The 25,401-nt window shown below is 68.8% G+C and carries 21 protein-coding genes; 11 read left to right on the top strand and 10 right to left on the bottom strand.

Annotated elements, in window-relative coordinates:
• Positions 1-8: 8 nt before the first annotated feature.
• Positions 9-1,427, bottom strand: a complete 1,419-nt coding sequence (rox, locus tag NK1_RS05835) for a rifampin monooxygenase (RefSeq protein ID WP_063007506.1) — start codon at positions 1,425-1,427, stop codon at positions 9-11.
• 179 nt (positions 1,428-1,606) lie between these two features.
• The gene (locus NK1_RS05840) at positions 1,607-2,062 is read right to left on the bottom strand and encodes a GNAT family N-acetyltransferase (RefSeq protein WP_063007507.1); all 456 of its coding nucleotides are present in this window, start codon (positions 2,060-2,062) and stop codon (positions 1,607-1,609) included.
• A gap of 74 nt (positions 2,063-2,136) precedes the next feature.
• Between NK1_RS05840 and NK1_RS05845 the strand changes: the two genes are divergently transcribed.
• Both NK1_RS05845 and NK1_RS05850 read left to right on the top strand, forming a co-directional pair.
• Positions 2,137-3,351: a site-specific integrase gene (locus tag NK1_RS05845; RefSeq protein ID WP_063007508.1), complete on the top strand. Its 1,215-nt coding sequence runs from the start codon at positions 2,137-2,139 to the stop codon at positions 3,349-3,351.
• A 247-nt stretch (positions 3,352-3,598) separates the two neighbouring features.
• Complete coding sequence (locus NK1_RS05850; RefSeq protein WP_063007509.1) at positions 3,599-5,047, top strand: amidase; 1,449 nt, start codon at positions 3,599-3,601, stop codon at positions 5,045-5,047.
• A gap of 40 nt (positions 5,048-5,087) precedes the next feature.
• Here the strand turns inward: NK1_RS05850 and NK1_RS05855 are convergent, their stop codons facing one another.
• Positions 5,088-5,702, bottom strand: coding sequence for a TetR family transcriptional regulator (locus NK1_RS05855; protein WP_063007510.1), 615 nt, complete (start codon positions 5,700-5,702; stop codon positions 5,088-5,090).
• A gap of 119 nt (positions 5,703-5,821) precedes the next feature.
• Between NK1_RS05855 and NK1_RS05860 the strand changes: the two genes are divergently transcribed.
• From NK1_RS05860 to NK1_RS05870, 3 genes are read left to right on the top strand one after another with little or no spacing between them, the layout of a single operon-like run.
• Positions 5,822-6,787, top strand: coding sequence for an SDR family oxidoreductase (locus tag NK1_RS05860; RefSeq protein ID WP_063007511.1), 966 nt, complete (start codon positions 5,822-5,824; stop codon positions 6,785-6,787).
• 33 nt (positions 6,788-6,820) lie between these two features.
• The gene (locus NK1_RS05865) at positions 6,821-7,057 is read left to right on the top strand and encodes a hypothetical protein (RefSeq protein WP_063007512.1); all 237 of its coding nucleotides are present in this window, start codon (positions 6,821-6,823) and stop codon (positions 7,055-7,057) included.
• Positions 7,058-7,115: 58 nt separating this feature from the next.
• Positions 7,116-7,757 carry a LysE family translocator gene (locus NK1_RS05870; protein ID WP_063007513.1) on the top strand — a complete coding sequence of 214 codons (642 nt, stop codon included), beginning with the start codon at positions 7,116-7,118 and terminating at the stop codon, positions 7,755-7,757.
• 63 nt (positions 7,758-7,820) lie between these two features.
• On the opposite strand, the gene NK1_RS05875 is transcribed toward NK1_RS05870, so the two are convergent.
• Complete coding sequence (locus tag NK1_RS05875; protein ID WP_063007565.1) at positions 7,821-10,121, bottom strand: molybdopterin-dependent oxidoreductase; 2,301 nt, start codon at positions 10,119-10,121, stop codon at positions 7,821-7,823.
• A gap of 166 nt (positions 10,122-10,287) precedes the next feature.
• On the opposite strand from NK1_RS05875, the gene NK1_RS05880 reads away from it, so the two are divergent.
• Together NK1_RS05880 and NK1_RS05885 are read left to right on the top strand one after the other, a co-directional pair.
• The gene (locus tag NK1_RS05880; protein WP_063007514.1) at positions 10,288-11,622 is read left to right on the top strand and encodes a family 1 glycosylhydrolase; all 1,335 of its coding nucleotides are present in this window, start codon (positions 10,288-10,290) and stop codon (positions 11,620-11,622) included.
• Positions 11,623-11,727: 105 nt separating this feature from the next.
• Positions 11,728-13,422: a hydrogenase maturation protein gene (locus NK1_RS05885; protein ID WP_063007515.1), complete on the top strand. Its 1,695-nt coding sequence runs from the start codon at positions 11,728-11,730 to the stop codon at positions 13,420-13,422.
• A 65-nt stretch (positions 13,423-13,487) separates the two neighbouring features.
• On the opposite strand, the gene NK1_RS05890 is transcribed toward NK1_RS05885, so the two are convergent.
• Entirely contained in the window at positions 13,488-14,987 is a 1,500-nt protein-coding gene (locus NK1_RS05890) for a flavin-containing monooxygenase (protein ID WP_063007516.1), read from the bottom strand.
• A 108-nt stretch (positions 14,988-15,095) separates the two neighbouring features.
• Positions 15,096-15,377 (bottom strand): hypothetical protein, encoded by a 282-nt coding sequence (locus tag NK1_RS05895; protein WP_063007517.1) that lies wholly within the window; start codon positions 15,375-15,377, stop codon positions 15,096-15,098.
• Between the two features lie 260 nt (positions 15,378-15,637).
• On the opposite strand from NK1_RS05895, the gene NK1_RS05900 reads away from it, so the two are divergent.
• From NK1_RS05900 to NK1_RS05910, 3 genes are all read left to right on the top strand, one after another.
• Complete coding sequence (locus NK1_RS05900) at positions 15,638-16,900, top strand: KasA/KasB family beta-ketoacyl-ACP synthase (protein ID WP_063007518.1); 1,263 nt, start codon at positions 15,638-15,640, stop codon at positions 16,898-16,900.
• A 110-nt stretch (positions 16,901-17,010) separates the two neighbouring features.
• Complete coding sequence (locus NK1_RS05905) at positions 17,011-19,035, top strand: glycosyltransferase family 39 protein (RefSeq protein WP_439955929.1); 2,025 nt, start codon at positions 17,011-17,013, stop codon at positions 19,033-19,035.
• An 82-nt stretch (positions 19,036-19,117) separates the two neighbouring features.
• Positions 19,118-20,476 carry a family 1 glycosylhydrolase gene (locus tag NK1_RS05910; RefSeq protein WP_063007520.1) on the top strand — a complete coding sequence of 453 codons (1,359 nt, stop codon included), beginning with the start codon at positions 19,118-19,120 and terminating at the stop codon, positions 20,474-20,476.
• A 96-nt stretch (positions 20,477-20,572) separates the two neighbouring features.
• Here the strand turns inward: NK1_RS05910 and NK1_RS05915 are convergent, their stop codons facing one another.
• A complete protein-coding gene (locus NK1_RS05915; RefSeq protein ID WP_245660360.1) occupies positions 20,573-21,442 on the bottom strand; it encodes a helix-turn-helix transcriptional regulator in 870 nt (289 codons plus the stop codon).
• A 188-nt stretch (positions 21,443-21,630) separates the two neighbouring features.
• Between NK1_RS05915 and NK1_RS36140 the strand changes: the two genes are divergently transcribed.
• Entirely contained in the window at positions 21,631-22,023 is a 393-nt protein-coding gene (locus NK1_RS36140) for an SDR family NAD(P)-dependent oxidoreductase (protein ID WP_218023060.1), read from the top strand.
• Here NK1_RS36140 and NK1_RS05920 read toward each other — a convergent pair.
• From NK1_RS05920 to NK1_RS05930, 3 genes are all read right to left on the bottom strand, one after another.
• A complete protein-coding gene (locus tag NK1_RS05920; RefSeq protein WP_063007567.1) occupies positions 21,929-22,963 on the bottom strand; it encodes an alpha/beta hydrolase in 1,035 nt (344 codons plus the stop codon). The two genes, NK1_RS36140 and NK1_RS05920, sit on opposite strands and share 95 nt — an antisense overlap.
• A gap of 177 nt (positions 22,964-23,140) precedes the next feature.
• Positions 23,141-23,797, bottom strand: coding sequence for a transcriptional repressor LexA (gene lexA / locus NK1_RS05925; RefSeq protein WP_063007521.1), 657 nt, complete (start codon positions 23,795-23,797; stop codon positions 23,141-23,143).
• Positions 23,798-23,830: 33 nt separating this feature from the next.
• Positions 23,831-25,401: LCP family protein (locus NK1_RS05930; RefSeq protein ID WP_063007568.1), on the bottom strand; the 1,571-nt coding region annotated here is incomplete at its 5' end.

Below are 25,401 nucleotides of genomic sequence, written 5' to 3' on the forward strand. Positions count from 1 at the left end.
GCGCGTGATCAGGCCGCGCCGAACCAGGTCGGCAGGTGGGCGAGCAGATCGTCCTGCTCGTCACCGGCCCATGCGACATGCCCGTCCGGTCGCAGCAGCACCGCGGGCACATCCAATTCCTCGCTGACGTCGACGATGTGATCGACCCGATCGGCCCATCCCGCCACTGACAGCCGGCCGGTCTGATCCAGCAGCAGTCCGCGGCCCGCATGCATCAGCTCATAGAGGCGCCCGTCTTTCAGCCGCACATCCCGCAGGCGCCGGCCCAGCAGTTCGTGCCCGGTACCGAAGTCGTAGCGAATCGCGGTGGCGGTGATCTTCTCGGTCAGCCGCCGGTTGACCTCGTCGATATCGATGAGCTCCGTGAGCAGCTTGCGCACCGCCCGCGGGCCCGGTTCGAGCGACATCAGCTCCATCTGGGCGCGCGTATTGTCCAGCACGTCGGCGGCGACCGGATGCCGCTCGGACTCGTAGCTGTCCAGCAGACCGGCCGGAGCCCACCCGGCGAGTTCGGCGGCCAGCTTCCATCCCAGATTGAACGCGTCCTGGATGCCGAGGTTGAGGCCCTGACCGCCGACCGGCGGGTGGATGTGCGCGGCGTCCCCGGCCAGTAGTACCCGCCCGGATCGATACCGCTCGGCCAGCCGGGTCGCGTCGCCGAAACGCGAGAGCCAGCGCGGTGAATGCACGCCGAAGTCGGTGCCGGCGGTGGCCACGAGCTGCCGCTTGACCTCCTCCATCGTCGGCGGCACGGTGCGGTCCTCGGACAGTCCCTCGGCCGGCACCACGAACCGGAACGTGCCGTTGCCCGACGGCCCGACCCCGAAGCGCCGCTGTGTCTTGCGGACCTCGGTCACTACCGCGGTCACGGTCTCGAGGGGCGCGTCCAGCTCGACCTCCCCCAGCAGCGTCTCCACCCGCGACGGTTCGCCGGGAAAATCGATTCCCGCGAGTTTGCGTACGGTGCTGCGCCCGCCGTCGCAGCCGACGAGATACCGCGCGCGCAGCCGGCTGCCGTCGGCCAGTTCGACGGTCACGCCGTCCGCGTCGTGGGCGGCGCCGACCACCTCGCGGCCGCGCCGGACGTCGACACCGAGTTCGGCCGCATGCTCGGCGAGCAGCCGGTCGGTGACGGTCTGCGGAATGCCGAGCACATAAGCGTGCGCCGAGTCCAGCTCCGGCTGCGGTGCCGTGATACCGGCGAAGAACCCGCCGACCGGGTACTTCGTCCCCAGCGCGAGAAACCGCTCCAGCAGCCCGCGCTGATCCATCACTTCGATACTGCGCGCGTGCAGGCCCAGCGCGCGGACCACCTTCGTCGGCTCGGTCTCCTTCTCCAGCACGACCGGATTCAGGCCGTGCAACCGCAACTCGCACGCCAGCATCAGACCGGTAGGTCCGGCACCGGCAACGATCACGTCAATCATGAAACCCCATTCGACACGGTGAGGACACAGCCCGCGGAACAGCCGATTTCCGCAGGTCGTGGCGTTGGCCCGACGATTGTGCAGCACACCCCCGGCCTTGCCGCAAGGCCCCCTGTGCGCTATATATTGAAGTGGGAGGGAATGTCCTTCCGTTCTCCTGCTTCCGTTACGACCGCCGCTCACACCGTGCGCGTCATGAACGCACTCCTCCCGGTGTCGAGATAGTCACCGAAGGCGCCGCAGGCGACGAATCCACACCGCGCGTACAACGTCCGTGCGGGCCGAAACGCTTCGCCCACACCGGTTTCCAGGCTCACCCGCACCCCGCCGCGGGCGCGTGCCAGCGCGAGCAGATGCGTGACGATCGCGGTGCCGACACCGTGTCCGCGCGCCGCTTCCTCGGTGTGCATCGATTTCAGTTCCCCGTGCCCGGCACCGAGATCGCGCACCGCGCCCATCCCCAGTAGCACCCCGTCGCGGCGAGCGGTGATCAGCGTGAGCGCTGGATCGGCCCACGCGTCCGGGTCGAGCGCGAAGACGGCGTCGGCCGGGCTGTGTGCCCGCGCGAAGGCCAGATGGCGGGCGGCCAGCGCTCGTACATCGGCGCGGGCGGGATCATCGGCGGCAACTGTCATGGGCGGCACGGTCGAGCATTCTTCCCGGCGCGGACGGGCGCGGCGAAGGTCGTTGCCCGGTAACCTGTCTCGCGATGAGCGTCTCACCGAATCCCGTGGTCGTCGATATCGCCGTGCCGGAGGCGGTTCGCACCGAATTACGGCGGGGAGTGCGCAGCGTACTCGTCGACACGGTCGCCCTGCGGATGGTGCGGGAGCGCTTCGACACCGAGCAGGCCGGGGCGCTGGGCCGCTATCTGGAGGCCTCGCAGTCGCCGAACACGGTGCGCGCCTACCGATCCGACTGGGTGGGGTGGTCGGCGTGGTGTGCGGCCGAGGCGCGGTGCGCGCTGCCCGCGGACGCCCTCGATGTCGCGGTGTATCTGGCCGCGGCCGCGGATGCGCGAAAACCCTCCGGCGAGTGGGCATTCGGGCCGGCCACGCTGGAACGCAAGAGCGCCGCCATCGCCGCGGTCCATGCCGCCAACGGGCTACCCTCCCCGACCCGATCGGATGTGGTGCGGTTGACCCTGCGCGGCATCCGCCGCACGCGTCGCAGCGTGCCCAACCGGAAACGTCCCGTGCTGCTGCACACGCTGGCGCAACTGCTGGACGGATTGCCTGCCCCGGGCTGGCCGACCGAGCCTGCCCGCCGCCGCGACCGGCTGATGCTGCTCGTCGGATTCGCCGGGGCGCTGCGCCGCAGCGAACTCGCCGGACTCCGCGTCGGCGATGTAGCGGTCACCCTCGATCACCGCACCGGCGAACCCGTGCTGCTGGTGCGGCTGCCGGCGACCAAAACCGATCCGACCGGCGCCGGCGCCCAGTCGGTGGCCCTGCCGCGCGGGGCGCGACCTTCGACGTGCCCGGTGTGCGCCTTCGCCGAGTGGATCGACCTGCGCGACATCCACGCCGCAGGCGGCACCGACGATCTGCGGTGCTGGACCGAGAGCACCTGCGCCACCGGGGATATCCACCGCTGCCACGGCTTCACCGGCGCCACCCGGGTCGATGCGCAGGCCCCGCTGTTCCCGCCGGTGTCGCGGCACGGCGGTATCGGCGCGCAGCCGATCTCGGGACGGGCGGTAGCGGAGCTGGTGAAACGCTATGCCGCACGGGCGGGACTGGATCCGGCGCTGTTCTCCGGACATTCACTGCGCGCCGGATTCGCCACCCAGGCCGCCCTCGGCGGCGCCAGCGACCGCGAGATCATGCGCCAGGGCCGCTGGTCCAACCCCCGCACCGTGCACGGCTATATCCGCACCGCGAATCCCTTGGAGGACAACGCGGTAACCAAACTCGGGTTGTGAATCCTTGGTATTCACCTGCCTCGCCGTCCATCGTGACCGAGACGCGGTAGCCGTTGTGACATCTGTCTTGTTGTGCGAAACGGCATTTCATGGCCTGCGCGCCTCGCGTCGCGCACTACCGGCGGCGTGACCTGGGATATGACGGAACGCACGCGTCGATTCGCACAGAAGGCCGATCGATTCGAATGTGGGCTTTGCGTGAAGAGGCGTTTTATGCCCCCTGTGGCCGGCCCATACCGTCGGATTCATGGAGTGGAACTTTCAGTCGGCCGAAGAAATCCTGGCGGCATTGCGTGCGGGTGAGGTGACCTCGGTGGAACTGACCGAGGACGCGATCGCTCGTATCGAGCGCGAGGACACGGGGATCAACGCGATCTGTGTGCCGACCTTCGACCGTGCGCGGGCGGCCGCGCAGCGTGCCGACCGGGCGCGCGCCCGCGGTGAGGACCGGCCGCTGCTCGGTGTACCGGTGACGGTCAAGGAGTCCTACGACATCGCCGGGCTGCCCACGACCTGGGGTATGCCGCAACACGCGAACTACATACCCTCCGAGGACGCGGTGCAGGTATCACGGCTGGAGGCCGCCGGCGCGGTGATCCTCGGTAAGACGAACGTGCCGGAGATGCTGCGAGATATCCAGAGCTTCAACGAGATCTACGGCACCACCAACAATCCGTGGGACCACGACCGCACGTCGGGTGGGTCGTCCGGCGGTTCGGCGGCGGCCCTGGCGTGTGGATTCGGTGCGCTGTCCATCGGCTCGGACCTCGCCGGTTCGCTGCGCACCCCGGCGCATTTCTGCGGCATCTACGCGCACAAGCCCACACTCGGGCTGGCGCCGACCCGGGGCATGGTCGCGCCGCCCGCACCGGCATTGCCGGTCGATCTCGACCTGGCTGTCGCCGGACCGATGGCGCGGACCGCCCGCGATCTGACGCTGCTGCTCGATGTGATGGCCGGACCGGACCCGCTGACCCACGGCGTGTCCTACGACCTCGCACTGCCGCCGGCGCGCCACGATCGGCTGGCCGACTTCCGTGTCCTGGTCCTCGAGCAGCATCCGCTCATTCCGACCGGATCGGCGGGGCGGGCGGGCGTGAACCGGGTCGCCGCGGCGCTCGTCGACGAGGGCGCCCGCGTCGACCGGCACAGCCCGCTGCTACCCGATCCGGGCGAAGCGGCGAGGCTCTACATGCAGCTGATGCTGTCGAATGCCGCCGCGGGTCTTCCGCTCGAGGTGTATCGAGAGCTGCAGACCCGAGCCGCCGCGCTGAGTGCGCACGACCGGAGTCTCGACGCGGCGCGACTGCGCGGCATGGTGCTCAGCCACCGAGACTGGGTGGGGGCGAACAACGGTCGCGAACTCCATCGCCACGGCTGGCGGCAGCTGTTCGCCGAATTCGATGCCGTGGTCTGCCCCATCACGCCCACTCCCGCCTATCCGCACAACCACAACGGCGGGCTGGAGGACCGGCACATCGACATCGACGGTGTCGAGTACCCGTACTTCGACCAGCTCGTCTGGGCCGGTATGGCCACCATGCCCGGCCTGCCCGCCACCGCTGTTCCGGCGGGCCGTTCCCCCGAGGGCCTGCCGGTGGGAGTGCAGATCATCGGCCCGATGTTCGAGGACCGCACCCCGCTGCGGCTGGCCGAACTGCTCGAGGAGAAGATCGGCGGCTTCCGGGCGCCGTAGTGCGCACGAATCGTCGGCGGCGGTGCCCACCGCCGCCGGCTCACTTCGGATCCGAAACCCGACCGGATCTCCTTTCCCGATCCGCCCGTATCGGTGCGGCAGCGGCGAGGCCACGCAGGTCGTCGAAGGCCCGGCAGAGATACGCGTCCAGGCCGTCCGCAGGGTCGTCGACCCAGGCTCGGACCGCGTGCTGATAGGCGGCCCAGCCGGTCCGGGCGGCCAAGTCGGCCGGACCGGCATCGACACCCCGTTGTCGTAGCGCCTCCGCCACGGCATCGGTGAGTCCCGCGTGTTTGGCCAGCTCGCGTTCGCGCAGTGCCGGTGTCACCGCGATGACCGTCCACCGTGGATCGGAGGACGGGCGGTTGCGTTCCACGTTCCGGGCCGATTCCCGGAATGCGCGCAGCAGTACATCGAACGGGCTCAGTCCCTGGGGTGCTTCGACAACTGCCTGCATCAGAGTGGTGCGCAGGTCGGCTTCGCCGTCGAAGAGGACCTCGCGTTTGTCGGGGAAGTGCCGGAAGAAGGTGCGCTCGTTGACCCCGGCCAGGGCGGCGATCTCCGCGGCGGTGGTCTGGTCGAATCCTCGTTCCCGGTACAGCTCGAGGGCCGCCTGTTGCAGGCGGCGACGCACCTCTGCTCCGCTTCGTGGCATTGACCGAGCCTACCGCGATGCGTCAGTGACTGGCATCACGTTGCGCCAGTCACTGACGCTACGCGTAGAGTCAGTGACTGACACTAAGTGTCAGTCACTGGCGTAAAAGGGAGAGTTCCATGCATGTCTTCGTCACCGGCGGCACCGGTCAGACCGGACCCGCTGTCGTCGCCGAGCTCATCGCGGCCGGTCACACCGTGACCGGTCTGGCCCGCTCGGAAGCCGCGGCCGCCCGGCTGGAATCGTTGGGCGCGACACCGCATCGCGGCTCCCTGGACGACCTCGACAGCCTGCGCAGCGGCGCGGCGGCCGCGGACGGCGTCCTGCACATGGCCTACGGAGGCGACTACGCGGATCCGGATGACCTCATCCGCCGCGACTGTGCCGCGATCGAGGCGCTCGGGCAGCCGCTGGCCGGCACCGGCAAGCCCCTTGTCAGCACGTCGGGCACCTTGGTGACCAGGGACGGGCAGGTCAGCACCGAGCAGGAGCCGCCGGACCCCGATTCGGTCGCCGCTTTCCGCATCGCGGGCGAGCAGAGCTGTCTGCGTCTCGCCGGGTCGGGGGTGCGCGCCAGTGTGGTCCGACTGGCGCCGACCGTGCACGGACCCGGCGACTACGGGTTCGTTCCGGCGCTCATCGCCGCCGCGCGCAGGGCAGGCGTTTCGGCCTACATCGGCGACGGCGCCAATCGGTGGCCCGCGGTCCACCGTGCCGACGCCGCGGTCTTGTTCCGGTTGGCGCTGGAGAAGGCTCCCGCCGGCAGCGTGTTGCACGGCGTGGGCGAAAGCGCTGTGACGATCAGAAGTCTCGCGGAGCAGATCGCGGATGTGCTCGACATTCCCACCGCTTCGCTGACCCTCGAACAGGCCGCCGCGCATCTGGGAAACCCGTTCCTGGCTCGATTCTTCTCCCTCGACGTTCCGGTCTCCAGCGAACGCACCCGAGCGCTGCTGGGGTGGGCACCCGAACATGCGACGTTGCTCGAGGACCTGCGGACCGGCGACTACTTCACCCCGCAGTCCGCCGTCCGCGCCGAAAAGGTGTGGTTGCCGCACGACTCTCACGAGCGCAGCCACAGCTGACCTGTCTCGGCACGGATCGCCCGCCGGAAATTCGTGTGCGCAGCCTTCCCGTTTCACGGCGTCGCGGGCGGTGACCACACCGCCGAGAGCCGATTCGAGCAGTGGCGGCTGCCCGCGACCGGCAACAACGCCGGGCGCTGGCTGCTGCACGGCTACACCCACAGTTCGGCGCGGATCCGCGGCCGCATGATTCACGTGGCTCTCGACGCGCACGATCTGGCGCCGGTGCCGGTGGACCGGGTGCGCGAGGTCATCGCGGGAGCGGCCTGAGGAGCCGTGCCGCGGAAAGCGGTGGCCGGTCTCCCCTTCCGCTCGTTATGGTCGTCGCATGGTGGCGCCCGATCATCTGCTCGAATTCGCCGGACTGGCGTTGGTGCTCGTCGTCGTTCCGGGGCCGAGCGTCCTGTTCGCGATCACCCGGGCGATCACGATCGGGCGGCGGGAGGCTCTGTTCACAGTGGCCGGTAACGCGGTCGGGGTCTACCTGCAGGTCGCTGCGGTGGCCTTCGGGCTCGGGACGATCGTCGCCGCGTCGGCCACCGCGTTCACCGCGGTCAAACTTCTGGGTGCGTCCTACCTGATCTATCTGGGTGTTCAGGCGATCCGCCATCGCGGCGGGCTGGCCGAGGCTTTCACCACGGAGGCGCCCGCGATCCGGCGCGGCACCGTCTCCATGCTGCGCGACGGGCTGGTCGTCGGTTTTGCCAACCCGAAGTCCGTGGTGTTCCTCGCCGCGCTGCTGCCGCAATTCGTCGACGCGGACGGGTGGGTGCCGGGGCAGATGCTGGTGCTCGGCCTGTGTATCCCGTTGTTCGGGTTGATCTTCGACTCCACCTGGGCACTGACCGCCGGAGCGGCACGCGCCTGGTTCGCGCGTTCGCCGCGGCGACTCGCCGCCGTCGGCGGCGCCGGCGGGCTCGTGATGATCGGACTGGGTACCAGCTTGGCGTTGACCGGCCGGAAGGACTGACACCGGATCATCGGCACGCCGCCGGGTTGTCCTGCGCAGCGAATGTTCCTGTCCAGCAGCCGGTTACAAGCGGTCGTGGTCTGCCACGATCCGCGGTGGGGTGAGTACGGTCAGGTCCGGCACCACGCCGTGATAGGCCTCGATCTGCACCAGCGCCAGTTGTCCCGTACTGCCCTGGCTCAGCGTGGAGGAGGGGCGGTCGGCGGTGAGCACGTTCGGGTTGCCGTGCCGGCAGAACGACGGATCTTCCGGATCCGGGTCGTACCAGGCCCCGGTGGACAACTGCGCGATGCCCGGTGCGACCGCGTCGTCGACGACGAGCCCGGCCAGGCAGGAGCCGCGGTCGTTGTACAGGCGCACGATGTCGCCGTCGGCCACTCCCCGCGCCCGGGCTTCCGACGGGTGCAGCCGCACCGGTTCGCGGTCGCTGATCTTCACCGACCGGCTGTGCGCGCCGACGTCGAGCTGGCTGTGCAGTTTGGTACGCGGCTGGTTGGCGACCAGCTGGAGCGGAAAGCGCTGCGCCGCAGCGCTTCCCAGCCATTCGTCGGGTTCGAGCCATACCGGGTGGCCGGGGCAGTCGGGGTAGCCGTAGCCGGCGATGGTTTCGGAGAAGATCTCGATGCGGCCGGAGGGGGTCGGCAGCGGATGCGCGCCGGGGTCGGCACGAAAGTCCGCGAATACCACCTGCGGCGGGTCGGCGACGGGCAGTTCGAGACCGGAACCGGACCAGAACCGGTCGAAGTCCGGGAAGTCCCGTCCCCGTTCGCCCAGATCGGACAACCATTGCTCGTACAGGTGCCGCAGCCAGTCACCCGTGGTGCGTCCTTCGGTGAATTCCTTTCCCGTGCCGAGCCTTTCGGACAATTCGGCGAGGATGTCGTAGTCGTCGCGGGCCTGCCCGTGCGGGCGGGTGAGGGCGGGCATGGGGAACAGGATGCCGTCGTTGTCGCCGGTGCCGTAGTCGTCGCGTTCGATGGTCATGGTGGCCGGCAGCACGATATCGGCGTGGCGGGCGGTGGCGGTCCAGAACGAGTCGTGGACGACGATGGTCTCGGGCCGGTCGAACGCGCGGCGCAGACGAGCCAGGTCCTGATGGTGGTGGAAGGGGTTGCCGCCGGCCCAATACACCAGCCGGATATCGGGATAGCGCAGCTCGCGCCCGTCGTATCGGAACGCTGTCCCGGGCGCGAGCAGCATATCCGCGATGCGCGCGACGGGAATGAAGCGGTCGATGGGGTTGGCACCCTGCGGAAGTCGCGGCAGCGGCAGGGTGCGGGTGGGTTCGCCGATGCTCGCCGAGGAGCCGTAGCCGTGTCCGAAACCGCCTCCGGGCAATCCGATCTGGCCCAGCATGGCGGCCAGCACCACGCCCAGCCAGGCCGGCTGCTCACCGTACTGCGCTCGCTGCAGCGACCAGCTGACCGTCACGAGGGTGCGCGCCGCGGCCATCTCGTGTGCCAGCGTGCGGATGCGTGCGGCCGGTACCCCGGTGATCGCGGCCGCCCACTCGGGATCCTTCACGATGCCGTCGGCCGTACCGCGCAGGTAGCGCGCGAACGGTTCGTAGCCGACGGTATGAGAGTCCAGGAATGCGGTGTCGGCCAACCCGTCGGCGTCGAGAACCTGGGCCAGCGCGAGCATCAGGGCGGCGTCGGTGCCCGGGCGCGGGGTGATCCACTCCGCCTCTGCGACCTCGGCGGTGTCGTCGCGCAGCGGGGCGACGGTGACGAACCGGCACCCCCGCCGCCGGGCCTGATCGACCCAGTCCCGGGTATGGTGCCGGGAGACGCCGCCCGGATTCACCGCGGCGTTCTTCGGTGAGATACCGCCGAAAGCGACCACCAATTCGGTGTGTTCGGCGATCACCGATTTGGCGGTGAAGCGCCACAGCAGCGCGAACAGATCCCCCACCACATAAGGCATCAGCACCGTGGACGTGCCCAGACTGTAACTGTTGACGTGTCGTACGTAGCCACCGAGGCAGTTCAGAAATCGGTGCAGCTGGCTCTGGGCATGGTGGAAACGTCCCGCGCTGGCCCAGCCGTAGGAGCCGCCGTAGACGGCTTCGGGGCCGAATTCGGTGTAGACGCGGCGCAATTCGCCGCTGAGCAGATCGAGTGCCCGGTCCCAGCTCACCGGGACATAGGCATCGCCGCCGCGTCCGGAGGCGCCCGGCCCGTGTTCGAGCCATGATTTCCGGACGTAGGGTCGATCGATGCGGGTCGGATGATGGTGCGCTGAAGCCACATTGCCGATCAGCGGGGTGGGCTCCGGGTCGCCGGGCCAGGGCCGTACCGCGGTCAGCCGCTCACCGTCGCTGACGGCGTCGAACGCTCCCCAATGCGTCATGTGCGTGACCATGGCCGCCACCCTAGCCGTGTGCACCGACAGTGTTCGACCGAATTCCGCAACATCTGGACACTCGCCCAATTGCGGGTCAGAATGACTGCGCCGCGTCCGGCCCCGCGGAAACGGTGACCGGGGTTACCGTTGCCGGACCGTACCCCACCGGATACCGAGGAGTTCGATGCGCAATCTCAGCCGTCGCCAGGCTTTCGGTCTGCTCGCCGCCGGAACCGCCGCCGCCGTGGCCGGTCCCGCCGCCCTCGCCCAGGCCCGCCCGGCCGCACCGGCCACCGTGCCGAATCTGGGCGCCGACTTCCTGTGGGGTGTGGCCAGCGCCGGATTCCAATGCGAAGGCCATGCGCCCGACAGCAACTGGTTGCGGTACGTGGCCACACATCCCGGCTACGACCGCTACCACGACGCGGTCGATTTCTTCACCGGCTATCGCTCCGATATCGGCCTGGCCGCCGGGCTCGGCGTCGGCGTGTACCGCATCAGTGTCGAATGGGCACGGGTACAGCCGCGGCCGGGCGAATGGGACGAGGCCGGATTCGCCTTCTACGACAGCGTTCTCGACACGATGGCCGCCCACGGCATCCGCCCGATGCTGACGCTGGATCATTGGGTGTATCCCGGCTGGGCCGCCGACCGCGGCGGCTGGGGGCATCCGGCGATGCTCGACGACTGGCTGGCCAACGCCCGGACGGTGGTGCAGCGCTACGCCTCTCGCGATCCGCTGTGGGTCACGTTCAACGAACCGGCGTTCTACATCGTCAACGAAACCCGCAACGGCGGGCTGTCACCGGCGGACGTCCCGGCGATGCAGCAGCGACTGATCCAGGCGCACAACACCATCTACGACGACATCCACCGGGCGCAGCCGGGCGCCATGGTGACCAGCAACCTCGCCTACATCGTCGGCACCGCGGAACCGGTGGTCAACGGCCCGATGATCGATGCCATCGCCGCGAAGCTCGACTATGTCGGCATCGATTACTACTACGGTCACACCCCGCAGGACCTGGCCCGGCTGTCGCCGGAGGACCTCGACCGGTTGTGGAAGATGCCGCTGCAGCCCGAGGGCGTCTACTATGCGCTGGAATACTATTCGCGCCGCTTCCCCGGTAAGCCGCTGTACGTGGTGGAGAACGGCATGCCGACCGAGAACGGCGCGCCCCGCCCCGACGGCTACACCCGCGGCGACGATCTGCGCGACACCGTGTACTGGCTGCAGCGCGCCAAGGCCGACGGCATCGACGTGATCGGCTACAACTACTGGTCGATCACCGACAACTACGAATGGGGCAGCTACACACCACGCTTCGGTTTGTACACCGTCGACGTGCTGACCGACCCCGCCCTGACGCGCCGCCCCACCGACGCCGTGGACGCCTATCGCGCGATCACCAGGGCCGGCGGTGTGCCCGCGGACTACCGTCCCACGCGCGGCCCGGTGGCGTGTTCGCTGGTCGACATCCCCGGCAGCTGCGCCGATCCGGTGACCGTGCCGCACTGATCTCCCCCGCCGGGTATACGGGCACCGGGTGCTGGGCTAGTTTCGGAGGGGCAAATGTTGCGGTCCGGTCACGGACCGACGAACCACCCTGATGGAGGACAGCTCGTGCGCATCCTGTTGATCGCCAGCGCATTCAACAGTCTCACCCAGCGAGTGCATGCCGAATTGCGGGAACGCGATCACGAGATCGGAGTCGAGCTGGCTCTCGGCGACGACCTGCTCCGTGCCCGGGTCGCGCGCTTCCGGCCGGATCTGATTCTGGCGCCGATGCTCACCACGGCGATTCCCGAGGATGTATGGACCGAACATCCGGTGTTCATCGTGCATCCGGGTCCGATGGGTGATCGGGGGCCGTCGTCGCTGGACTGGGCCATCACCGAGGGCGCGACCCGATGGGGTGTGACGGTGCTGCAGGCGGTGGCGGAGATGGACGCCGGTCCGATCTGGGCGTCGGTGGGATTCGATGTGGCGCCGTGCGGTAAGAGCGAGTTGTATCGCAACGAGGTGTCCGACGCGGCGGTCGAGGCGGTGCTGACCGCGGTGCGCCGCTTCGCATCCGGCGACTACGTGCCCGAACCACTGGACTACGACCGCCCCGATGTCACCGGCCGGCTGCGGCCGTTCCTCACTCAGCAGGTGCGCCGCATCGATTGGGCCACCGCCGATACCGCCACCGTGATCCGCACGCTGCGCGCGGCCGATTCGCAGCCGGGTGTGCTCGACGAACTGTTCGGCCGCGAATATTTCGTCCACGGCGGTCATTACGAGGACCGGCTGCGGGGTGAGCCGGGTGCGGTGATCGCCACCCGCGACGGCGCGATCTGCCGGGCCACCGTCGACGGGGCGGTGTGGTTGCCGCAGCTGCGCCCGCGTCGCGTGCCGGGCGGACCGGTGACGTTCAAGATGCCGGCCACCGACGCATTGGGCGCCGATCTGCCCGCCGGTGTCCCCGAGGTCTCGGTCTCCCCCGCGGAGGCGGCGGTGCGCGACACCTGGTCGGAGCTGCGCTACCACGAGGACGCGGGCGTCGGCTATCTCGAATTCGCCTATCCCGGTGGCGCGATGGACACCCGGCAGTGCCGGCGGCTGCTGGCCGCGTATCGCGAGGCCTGCGATCGGCCGGTGGATGTGCTGGTGCTGGGGCCGCGGCGCGACTTCTTCTCCAACGGTATCCATCTCAACGTGATCGAGGCGGCCGCCGATCCGGCCGAGGAGTCGTGGCGCAATATCAACGCGATCGACGATGTGGTGGAGGCGATTCTCACCACCACCGACAAATTGGTGATCGCGGCGCTGGCGGGCAATGCCGCCGCGGGTGGGGTGATGCTGGCCTTGGCCGCCGATCACGTGTGGTGCCGGGATTCGGTGGTGCTCAATCCGCACTACCGGCTCATGGGCCTGCACGGTTCGGAGTATTGGACCTACACGCTGCCGCAGCGGGTGGGCCCGGAGCTCGCATCGCAGCTGACCAGCCGCCCCCTGCCGGTCGGCGCGCGGGCCGCGGCGCGAGTGGGGTTGGTGGACAAGGTGTTCGACGGCTCCACCGAGCGGTTCCGGGCACAGGTTCGCCGCGAGGCCGAAATTCTCGCGGCCGCACCGGAATTGCAGAATCTGCTGCTGGCGAAGAAGCAGCGCCGCGCGGCCGACGAGGCGGTGCGGCCGCTGGCGCGGTATCGGGCCGAAGAGCTCGCACAGATGCATCGCAACTTCTTCGGCGACGGCGAGTCCTATCACCGGTTGCGGCGCGAATTCGTCGCCAACACCAAGCCGCCCGCGACTCCCCCGTATCTGCTGGGTTAGAGGTCCCGGCGGTCCGGTCGTGGCCGTGCGCTGCCGCGACCGGACGGTGTTGCGCCGGAACAGGTTCAGGCGGAACGGGATTCGACGATCGGGCGAGCGGCCGCCGAACGGGTGCCGAAGCGCAGGATGCCGTCCTCGAGATCGGCTTTGCGCAGCAGCGCGCGGTCGCGGTAGTAGTTGTTGATCACCTTCCACGGGCCGCGGCGGCCCTGGCGCGGCATCACCGCGTCGCCGCGGGCGATGTAGCCGGAGGTCAGCGCGCCGCCCATCATCGACTCGGGCGCCCGGTCGGCGTCCTCGGCTTCGGCGACGAAGGTCGAATACCCCTTGGCCTTCATGTGATTGAGCAGCCGGCAGAAGTATTCGGCGGCCAGATCGGCCTTCAACGTCCAGGAGGCGTTGGTGTAGCCGATGATCATCATGGCGTTGGGCAGCCCGCTCATCAGCGCGCCCTTGTAGGCGACCATATCGCGGGTCGCGATCGGGGTGCCGTCGACATCGATCGCCGCGCCGCCGAGCATCTGGATGTTGAGCCCGGTCGCGCTGATGATGATGTCGGCGGGCAGTTCCTCGCCGGATTCCAGGCGGATGCCGGTCTCGGTGAAGGTCGCGATGCGGTCGGTGACGATGGAGGCGCGTCCGCTGCGCAGCACCTTGAACAGGTCGCCGTTGGGCACGATGCACAGCCGCTGGTCCCACGGGTTGTAGCTGGGGCTGAAGTGACGCATGTCCACGTTGGGCCCGACGGCGACCCGCACGGCCTGCAGCAGCAGTTTCCGCGACAGGGCGGGGTTGCTGCGGGAGAGGGCGAAGCTGGCGCGCTGCAGGGCGATATTGCGGGCGCGGCCGGTCTTGTAGGCCAGCGCGGCGGGCAGTTTGGCCTTCTTCATGCCGACCGCGACCGGGTCCTCGGCGGGCAGCGGCGCGATGTAGGTGGGCGAGCGCTGCAGCATGGTCACGTGCGCGGCGTCGTCGCTCATGGCCGGGACCAGCGTGATCGCGGTGGCGCCGCTGCCGATGACGACGACGCGTTTGCCGCGGTAGTCCAGATCCTCGGGCCAGTGCTGGGGGTGCACGATCTGCCCGCCGAAGTTCTCCTCACCGGGGAACTGCGGGCGGAAACCCTTGTCGTAGTCGTAGTAACCGGTGCAGCCGACCAGGAAGTTGCTGGTGTAGGTCTCGGTGTCGCCGGTCTGTTCATCGACGGCCTCGGTGGTCCACAGTTGCTCGGCGCTGGACCAGCTCGACTTCACGACCTTGCGGCCGAAGCGGATGTGGCGGGTGACGCCGTATTCCTCGGCGGTGTCGGCGATGTACTGGCGGATGTGCGGTCCGTCGGCGAGCACCTTGGTTCCGATCCAGGGGCGGAAGCCGTAGCCGAAGGTCAGCATGTCGGAGTCCGAGCGGATGCCCGGGTAGCGGAACAGGTCCCAGGTGCCGCCGATCGCGCTGCGCCGTTCGAGGATCGCGTAGCTGCGTCCGGTGTTCTCCCGGCTGAGATGGCAGGCCATCCCGATCCCGGACAGGCCCGCACCGATGATCAACACGTCGACATGCCGCGTCATTGAGGTATCCGTTTCGTCCGAATGTCAGCCCGGACCTCGCCGTCCGGATACCCGAAGGTTACGTGTTATTTCTGGTTACGTCTAGTCGCGGCAGGTTCGCGGGCGCGGTCAGTGCATGGCCGCACCCAGAATTTCCCCCGCTCCCGCGGTGGCCAGCCCGATCGCGACGACACCGACGGCCACCCGCGACACCGTGGCTCGCGCGACCCCGCGCCGGTTCGCCAGATGGATCCAGCAACCGACCGCCACGGCCGTCGCCAGCAAATGCAACCAGATGAGATTTCGCAGCAGCGCCGTCGTCACCCCCGCGCCCGGTGGAGCCTGCGGCCCCACATTGTCCAGCTGGGCCGTGAACATGTCGTGAACAGCGTTGACAGTCATCTCGGGCACGCCCTTCCCTAGCCCGTCCGGCCGGGCGCACCGCTGCGGACGCACCCATCCGTGACCCTCAACGGTACCCCTGCGGCAAATTTCTGGCATCTTCGTTTCTCGCACCCCCGCGAGCGGTGGGAGGCTACGCTGACCCAGGCACACCCACCGCCCCTGTGGCGGGACGGGCTGCCGATGACGGCGAGTTCATCGGCGGTCGCGGGTACTGCCGAGTTTCGTGTCCGGGGAAACGAGGGACCGACAGTGAGGAATCGACAACCGTGCGCACTCTCGATACCAGTTTCAACACCCGCACCGGCGGCTTCCGCGAGGTAGTCGTCACCGCGCTGGAGATCACCACCTCCATCGGCGCGGATACCGAAAGTACGTGGCAGGCGCTGCTTTCCGGCGCCAGCGGGATCAAAGTCCTCACCGACGAGGAGATCCTGCGCCAGGATCTACCGAATGCCATCGGCGGCAAACTGATCCACGACCCCACCACCGATCTGGACCGGGTGCGCAAGCGCCGCATGTGCTACGTCCAGCAGATGTCGTACGCGATGGGTAACCGGTTGTGGGAGACCGCGGGTGCGCCCGAGGTCGACAAGGACCGCCTCGGCGTGTGCATCGGCACCGGCCTGGGCGGCGCTGACGTCATCGTCGACGCCAACGACACCATGCGCGAGCACGGCTACCGCAAGGTATCGCCGTTCGCGGTGCCGATGAGCATGCCCAACGGCGTCTCGGGCGTGGTCGGCCTGGAGATCGGCGCGCGCGCGAGCCTGGTGACGCCGGTGTCGGCGTGCGCCTCGGGCAACGAGGCGCTGGTGCACGCGTGGCGCTCGATCGTGCTGGGCGAGGCCGACATCGTCGTCGCCGGCGGGGTCGAGGGCTACATCAATGCGATGGCGATAGCCGGATTCACCATGGCGCGCGCACTCAGTTCCCGCGTCGACGAACCCGAACGCGCGTCGCGGCCGTTCGATCGCGATCGCGACGGCTTCGTCTTCGGCGAGGCGGCCGCGCTGCTGCTGGTCGAATCGGAGGACCATGCGCTGGCACGCGGGGCGAGGCCGCTGGCCCGGCTGCTCGGCGCCGGATTGACCGCGGACGGCTATCACATGGTCGCCCCCGACCCGGAGGGCCTGGGGTGCGCCCGGGCGATGCGCCGGGCCATCGAGACCGCGGGTGTGGCCGCCGCCGATGTCGATCACGTCAACGCCCACGCCACGGGCACCTCGATCGGCGATCTGGCCGAGGCCAAGGGCATCGCCGCCGCCATCGGCACCCACCCGGCGGTGTACGCGCCGAAGTCGGCGCTCGGGCATTCGGTGGGTGCGGTGGGCGCGCTGGAGGCCGCGATCTCGGTGCTGACGCTGCGGGATCAGGTCATTCCGCCCACGCTCAACCTCGACAATCAGGATCCCGAGATCGACCTCGACATCGTGCGCGACAAACCGCGGCACACCGATGTGGAGTTCGCGATGAACAACTCGTTCGGATTCGGCGGCCACAACGCGGCGGTGCTGTTCGGCCGGTACTGACCGCGACGGGTTGCGGCGTCCGATTCGCCCGATCGCACCGAACTCACAGCAAGTTCCAAGGGTTCGGACAGGGTGGTCACCGGGTCGGCTGAGACGCTCCCGCGGTGACAGTGACGACTGCCGACACCGCCGTGCCCGTATCGCCCGAATCGGCTCATCCGCCGGATCCGGATCTGCGGCCGCCACGGCGCCGGGACCGGATCGCGCTCGCGCTGCTGCTGGTCGCCACCGCGGCCGCGTATCTGTGGAACATCACCGTCAACGGGATGGGCAACGGGTTCTACGCGGCGGCGGCCTGGTCGGGGTCGCGCGACTGGAAGGCGCTGCTGTTCGGTTCGCTGGACCCGGCCAACTTCATCACCGTCGACAAACCGCCGGTTTCGCAATGGGTGATGGGGTTGTCCGGGCAGCTGTTCGGCTTCTCCAGCGCCTCGATGCTGATTCCGCAGGCGTTGATGGCGGTGGCGGCGGTCGCGCTGATGTACGGCGCGATCGCCCGCGCCACCGGAAGCCGCGGCGCGGGCCTGCTGGCGGGTCTGCTGCTGGCCCTGACACCGGTGGTGGCGTTGATGTTCCGGTTCAACAATCCGGATGCGGTGATGGTGCTGCTGATGACCGCGGCCGCCTACTGCACCGTGCGCGCCCTGCGGCACGCGAACCCGCGCTGGCTCGTATCGGCCGGTGTCGCATTGGGTTTCGCGTTCCTGGCGAAAATGCTCGAGGGGCTGATGGTGCTGCCCGCGCTGGGCGCGGCGTATCTGGTGGCGGCCCCGGCGGGTTTCGGCAAACGAATCGTGCATCTGCTGGCCGCGGCGGTGGCGCTGGTGGTCTCGTCGGGCTGGTATGTGCTGCTGACGATTCTGTGGCCCGCCGATTCCCGCCCCTATCTGGCCGGTTCCAAGGACGACACGTTCATGGATCTGGTGCTGGGTTACAACGGTTTCGCCCGCTACCTCGGACACAACCACGCCGGACGCAAACCGTTCGAACTGCCCCCCGGCTACGAGTTGCCGCATCTGGGTGGCGGCAGCGGCGGGTTCGGGTCGGGTCCGGACCGGTTGTTCACCGGTGAGATCGGATTCGAGATCTCGTGGCTGCTGCCCGCGGCCGTGCTCGGTTTCGTCGTCGTGCTCGGCACGCGATGGAAATCGCCGCGGACCGATATCGTGCGCGGGGCGGCACTGGTTTTCGGGCTGTGGCTGCTGATCGACGGGGTGGCGTTCTCGGCGATGAAGGGCGGCATGCACGCCTACTACACCCTGGCCATCGCGCCCGCGGTGGTCGGCAGTTTCGTGCTGGGACTGGCCGAGGTGTGGCGGTGCCGGGACCGGGCATGGGGCCGGGCCGGGGCGGCGGGACTCGTTGCGGCCGGCGGCGTCTGGGGTTTCGTGCTGCTCGACCGGAATCCGGACTGGCAGTCGTGGCTGCGGTGGTCGATCCTCGCGGTGACCGTCGTGGCCGCCGCCGTACTGCTGCTGACGGCGCTGCCGGCGGTGTCGCGCCGGGCGCCCGCCCGCGCGGTGGCGGTGGCCGTGGGCGCCGGTGTGCTCGCCGCGACGGCCGGGTCGAGCGCCTACGCGGTGGCGACGCTGCCGCGGTCGCATACCGGCGGCAGCCCGGTCGTCGGGCCGGCACGTCCGCAGCTGCCGCAGGCGCTGAATCCGTTCCGCAGCCAGATCGGCATGTTGATGGGCGGCACCGACACCGATCCGCACCTGGTGGAGATGTTGCGGGCGACGCATACGACGTGGTCGGCGGCCATCGACCGCTCGGGACCGGCGGCCGGGCTCGAACTGGCCAGCCGCACACCGGTGATCGCCATCGGTGGATTCACCTCCGAGGATCCGGTCCCCACCGTAGCGGGATTCCAGGACCTGGTCCGCGACCACCGGATCACCTACTATCTGGCGCCCGAGATGAAGCTGCCGGACTCGTGGCGAACCCGCGACCAGCACCGACTCCCCGGCGCCACGCCCACCCCGGCGACCGCGCACAACCCGTCGGCCGCACCAGCGGAGCCGGATATGTGGCATCCGGTCGGCAACACCGACATCTATGCGTGGGTGGCCGCGCATTACACGCCGCAACACCTCGGCGGCCTCGAGGTTTTCGACCTCACCGCACCACCGCACTGATCACGATGTGGGGGGCCGATCGCCCGCTCGACACGCCCTTGCGCACACCGGAATTCAGCAATCTCACAGCTACGATTGCTGGATGCGAGAGCCGAACCGCCGCCAGGTGCTGGCCACCGGCCTGGCAGCAGCAGCCGCACTGCTGCTGCCGGGTCGCGCGGGCGCCGACCCCGTCCGCCGGGGGGCGTCGGCCCTCGCTCCCCTGGGCCCCGACTTCGTGTGGGGGGTGGCCACATCCGGGTTCCAGACCGAAGGCCATGCCCCCGACAGCAACTGGACCCGCTACATCGCGACCGGCGCGGCCGAACCGTATCGGGATTCGGTGCGCTTCCTCGACACCTACGCAGACGATATCGAGCGCGCCGCGCAGCTGGGCGCGAAGAGCTTCCGGATGAGTATCGAATGGGCCCGGGTGCAGCCGCATCCCGACGAATGGGACGACCAGGCGTTCGCCGTCTACGACCGGATCGTCGACGCCGTCTACGCCGCGGGCATGACCCCGATGCTGACCCTGGATCACTGGGTGTATCCGGGCTGGGCGGCCGACCGCGGCGGCTGGCGCAACGAGGGCATGGTCGACGACTGGCTGGCGAATGCGCGGAAAGTGGTGCAGCGCTACGGTTCTCGCGATCCGATCTGGGTCACCGTCAACGAACCGGCCGCCTATCTCGGCACCGAGATCCGTATCGGCGCCCTCTCGCACGAGGAGTGGCCGGCGGCGATGGACCGGCTCGCGCAGGCCCACAACCGGATCTATGACGACATTCACGCCGCGTATCCGAAGGCGATGGTCACCAGCAACATCGGTTATGTGCCCGGCGCCGACACCGAGGTGAATCAGCCGTATATCGACCAGGTGCGCGACAAACTCGACTTCGTCGGCGTCGACTACTACTTCGGGCCCACCCCGGCCGCGGACGGTTCGTCGGCGACCTCGGCCGGTGCGCCCGCGATGTGGGAGTTGCCGCTGCAGACCGAAGGCGTCTACTACGCACTGCGCCGCTATGCCCGCCAGTTCCCCGGCAAGCCACTGTATGTGGTGGAGAACGGGATGCCGACCGAGGACGGCAAACCCCGCCCGGACGGCTACACCCGCGCCGATCAACTGCGCGACACCGTGTACTGGATCCAGCGCGCCAAGGCCGACGGTATCGATGTGCGCGGCTACAACTATTGGAGCCTGACCGACAACTACGAATGGGGCAGCTACACCCCGCGTTTCGGCCTCTACACCGTCGATGTCACCTCGGATCCGGAGCTGGTGCGCCGGCCCACCGACGCGGTCGAGGCGTTCGGGGCGCTCGTCCGCGCGGGCGGGGTGCCCGCCGATTACCGGCCCACCCGCGCCCCCGTCGGATGTTCTCAGGTCGATCCGCCGGCCAGTTGCGACGAGCCGGTGATGCTGCCCGGCGCGGATCCGGCTGCCACAGCGAGCCCGTAACCACCCGTCTCGGGGATGCACCTCGCGATCGATTCCGCATAGGGAGATACCGCGGCGAGGGCAGGCGGGGTTACCGGTCTGCCGACCCCTGCCCCCTCACTCGAGGGAGGCCGTGAATTTTTCGACGCCCAGCACCTTCAGCATGGCGAGCTTCTGCTGGTCCTCGGTACCCGGGGTAGCGGTGAAAATGAGAAGCGCCTGTCCCTGATCAGGCTCGAACAGAAGCTGGCAGTAAAGGTCCAGCCGCCCGATCTCGGGGTGGACGAATCGCTTGGTGTCGCTGGAACGCAGGCCCACCTCGTGACGGTCCCACAACCGGGCGAACTCGTTGTTGGTCTCACGCAGAAATTCGATGAGATCTGCCGCCGGCGAGCCGGGCCCGTCCCGGGTGAGCGCCGCGCGGAGCTGCGCCACATTGGCCCGGCTGGTCATGTCGTGATCGTCGGGGTGGTAACGCGCACGCGCGGCCGGATCGGTGAACCAGCGGAACGCCGCGCTACGCGCGCGGCCGGTGCACCCAGTCTGCGTGCCCAGCAGGGCCACCGCGGACGGGGTCTGCAGCAACGTTTCCCCCAACGGGCCCATCACCTGCGCCGGCATGTCGCAGAGGCCGTCCATCACGCGCATCAACCCGGGACTCACATGCTGAACCTGGAGGTCGCGGCGAACTGTGCGGTACCCCGTGAGCAGGAACAGGTGATCGCGTTCGTCGGGGGTGAGGCGCAGACCGCGCGCGATGGCCGCGAGCATGCTCTGTGATGGTTGCGGCCCGTCGCCGCGTTCCAGCCGTGCGAAGTAGTCCGCGGACATGGCGCACAGCTCGGCCACCTCTTCGCGCCGCAGCCCGGGTGCGCGCCGCCGTGGCCCCCGGCGCAGCCCGACGTCTTCCGGTTGCAGAGACGCTCGCCGAGCCCGCAAGAACGCGCCGAGCGATGAACGGTCGAACCCACGATCCATGGTGTGCATTCTGATCCGTCCGTCGCCGCTCAGCCGCGACCTCTCGTTCAGTGGTTGTGTGTGTCCTTCCTCGGCCTGACGGCGGCGCATTCACTGATCACAGCGATCACTGGTCGCTTCCGACGAGCACGGCATTCGAACAGCGAACAACGGAGTGCGGACGTATGGCCACATGGAGCAGAAACGAACTTCCCGACATGACAGGACGGACGGTGGTGATCACCGGCGCCGGCCGCGGCCTGGGCCTGATCACCGCGCGAGAACTCGCCGGCGCCGGAGCACACGTCGTGCTGGGTGTCCGTGACCCGCAGCGGGCCCGCCGCGCCGTCGCGGACCTCCCCGGCATCTTCGACGTCCGACCGCTCGATGTCGCGGAGCTCGGCTCGGTGCGCGCTTTCGCCGAGGCGTGGTCCGGCGACGTGGAACGCGACCGCCGAACTTCTCGCGGCAGTGGATCGATGAGCTGTCGAGCGGCCCGAACCAGGCGTTCGGCGCTCAGGCGGGAAGTTGCAGCCCGGCCGCGAGGACCGGCCACGACTGGATCAGCGCGTCGTGCCAGTAACCCCAGGAATGGGTTCCGGTGGGAGTGAAGTCATAGGTCGCCGGAATGCCGAGACCGTCGAGCTTGGCCTGCAGGTTGTGGCTGCAGTAGTTGACCGCGGCTTCGATCACGCCGCCGATGACCAGCTGATTGGCCAGTCCGCCCGGTCCGGGCAGCGTGTAGGGCCCGTTGAGGGTGTCCCACTGTCCGGGCAGCCCGGATCCGCTGGAGATGAACAGGTTCAGCCCGCGCAGCTGGTCGGCGTGCACGTAGGGATCGTTGGCGGCCCACATCGGATCGTTCTGCGGCCCGTACATGTTCACGGTGTTACCGCCGCCCCACACGTTGACCGCGAGATTGACCGCGGTGTAGCCGACAGGGTCGCTGATCTGGGCGCACCCGCTGTAGGCGGCCACCGACTTGTACAACCCGGGTTTGGCGATCGGCAACTGCAGCACCGAGGTGCCGGAGGTGGACAGCCCGGCGATGGCGTTGAGGCCGTTGGTGCCCATGGCGCCGTCGATGATGGGCGGCAGTTCCTCGGTGAAGAACGTCTTCCACTTGTTGACGCCCAGCTTCGGGTCCGGCGCGCGCCAGTCGGTGTAGTAGCTCCAGGCGCCGCCGACGGGCTGGACGACGTTGACGTCCTTGTCGGCGAGGAACTTCAGCGCGTCGGGCGCCTTGTTGTCCCAGGTGGCGCTGTCCTCACCGCCGCCGGCGCCGTTGAGCAGGTACAGCACGGGACGCGGTGTGGAGGCGTCGGCGGGTCGCTGCACGTTGATCGTGATCGGTTTGTCCATGGCCGCGGAGTACACCTGCAGGGTGACGTTCCGGCCGTCGACGACAGAGAAGCCGACGATCTTCGATCCGTCGGCGGACACCGGATGTGCCAGCGGCGCACCGGAATCGACGACCGGATCGCCCGCGGCGGCGGCCGGTCCTGCCGCCGTGCTCGCCGATACCGCGGCCAGAACTGCCGCGGCCGCCACCGTCGCGATCCGGGTGCGCCGCCGCACCCGGTATCGCCCCGCAGATCTGCCCGCCCGATTACTGCTCGCCACGTGCACCTCCGAATCCCGTTCGGTCTTGCGCGGTTGCCTGCCTGGGCAGACTAATTCAGCGGCAACCGTTTGGCGATCGGTCCGGCGGGCGCGTCGAGCAGCTCGTCACATTCGGCGCATCACCGACACGACCTTGCCGAGCACGACCGCGCGGTCACCGTCGATCACCTCGTAGGCCGGATTGCGGGGTTCGAGGTAGACGTGGCCGTTGCGCCGGCGATACACCTTCACGGTGGCCTCGTCGTCGATCATGGCGGCCACGATGTCACCGGAGTGGGCCTCGTGTTGCTGCCGCACGACCACGATGTCGCCATCGCAGATCGCGGCGTCGATCATCGAATCACCGCGCACCCGCAGCCCGAACACGGTGCCGCGCCCGACCAGTTGCCGCGACAGGGTGAGCTGGTCGTCGGTGTGTTCCTCGGCGAGGATCGGGGTGCCGGCGGCGATGTCGCCGACCACCGGCACGGTCACCGAATCCCGTTCGCCGCCACGGCTTTCCGTGGGTGCGAGGAACAGGCGCACATCGATGGGCCGGGAGACGCTCGCGCTGCGGCGCAGGAATCCCTTGTCCTCGAGGTCTTTCAGGTGTTTGGACACCGACGATCCCGATTTCAGTCCGACGGCGGCTGCGATCTCCCGCGACGAGGGCGCATATCCGTTGCGCTGCACCGCATCCCGGATCACGCCGAGGATGCGCCGCTGCCGCTCGGGTAGCCGGGAGGTGTCGAGGTGGTCGTATGCGTCGTCGTATCCGGTCACCGGAGAATCGTAGACGGCCGCGGCGGCGGCGCCTCAGTTCACGCAGGGTATGTCGGATCCGATGCTGGTGGTGACCGGCTTACCGGAGTCGGGGCGGTCGTCGGTGGTGGCGGTGGTCGACGCCGAGCTGCTGCCGCCGCTGGTGGTCGTGGTGAGCCCGGTCGTGGGGTCGGTGGTGGTCACCGTCGACGCCGAGGACGAGGTGAGGCTGTCGGGCATGCTGAAATCGCTGCCGATGACGATCTTCACCGTCCCGGGATCGAGGGATTTCGAGGCGGCCGTGGGCAGTCCGCCCAGCATGTCGGCGGCCTGGGTGGCGTCGGTGTCGGCGCCGGAGCCGAAGTACACGACCGAACTGGATCCGTCGCTGTAGGTGGCGTTGCCGACGGTGCCCTTGCGGAAGCCCTTGTCGACCAGCGCCGTGGACACCTTGGCCGCCATTCCGCCGGCTCCGCCGGCGTTGACGACGTCGATGGTGCTGGTGGGGGTGGTGGTCGGGGCGCTGGACTGTGGTTCGGCCACCCCGAAGGCGGTGCGCACGGTCTTCTTGATCGCGGCCGGGTCGACGATGTTGACGTCCTGGCCGTCGACGGTGTCGTAGGCCTTCACCGGCAGGGTCTGGAATTCGATCGGAATGGATCCGGCGCGGCCGAGGGTCTGGGCGAAGTCGAGCAGGTTCCAGCCCTGGGAGAGCACGATGTCGTTCTGCGCCGCGGTGATCAGGTCCTGCAACTTGCCGATATTGGTCAGGGTTCCCGAATCCTTGAGCTGTTTGGCGACCGAGGTCAGGAATGCCTGCTGGCGGTGGGTGCGGTCGAGGTCGCCGTTGTCGAGGCCGTGGCGCTGGCGCACGAACGACAGCGCGTTGGCGGCGTCGAGATGCTGGCGGCCCGCGGGGAACACCGCGCCGGAGTAGTACTCGTCGTCGACGGCGTGGTTGAGGCACACGTCGACGCCGCCGAGGATGTTGGCCAGATCGTAGAAACCGACCAGCGAGATCTCGGCGAATCGGTTGATCGGCACCCCGGTGAGCTGTTTGACCGTCTGCACGATCGATTCGCGCCCGGCCTCGCGGCCCTGGCGTTCGAGTTCGACCTTGTCCTTGACGCCCTGGTTCTCCAGTTTCTGTTCCACCGACGCCTTTTTCAGCCCGTAGGCCTCCTTGATCTTGGCGTGGTCGTAGCCGGGGATACCGGAGACCGAGACATAATCGTCGCGCGGGATGGAGAAGGCGGTGACCTTCTTCAGATCCTTCGGAATATGAACCAGGATCAGCGAATTGGCGTTGTAGCCACCTTCGCTGCCGTCACCGGCGTGCAACTGGTCGAGGATGTTCTTGGGCAGGTCGTTGCCGTTCTGGTCCTTGCGGGTGTCCAGGCCGATCAGCAGGATGTTCAGATCGCCGTCGAGCGCGGCCGCATCGGCCTCGCTGATCGCGTTGGACCGGGTGAAACCCTGATCGACGCTGCGCTCGGTGTAATAGGCCAGGCCGGTGCCACTGACCACGACCACGGCCGTCACCGCCGCCAGCAGGCGACCACCGACCCGCACGGCCCTACCGCCGCGATTCGGGCGCGGCGGCGGTGCGGTGCGGGCGCGTCGGG

Source organism: Nocardia kruczakiae NBRC 101016 (assembly GCF_001612965.1).
Classification (GTDB): Bacteria; Actinomycetota; Actinomycetes; order Mycobacteriales; family Mycobacteriaceae; genus Nocardia; species Nocardia kruczakiae.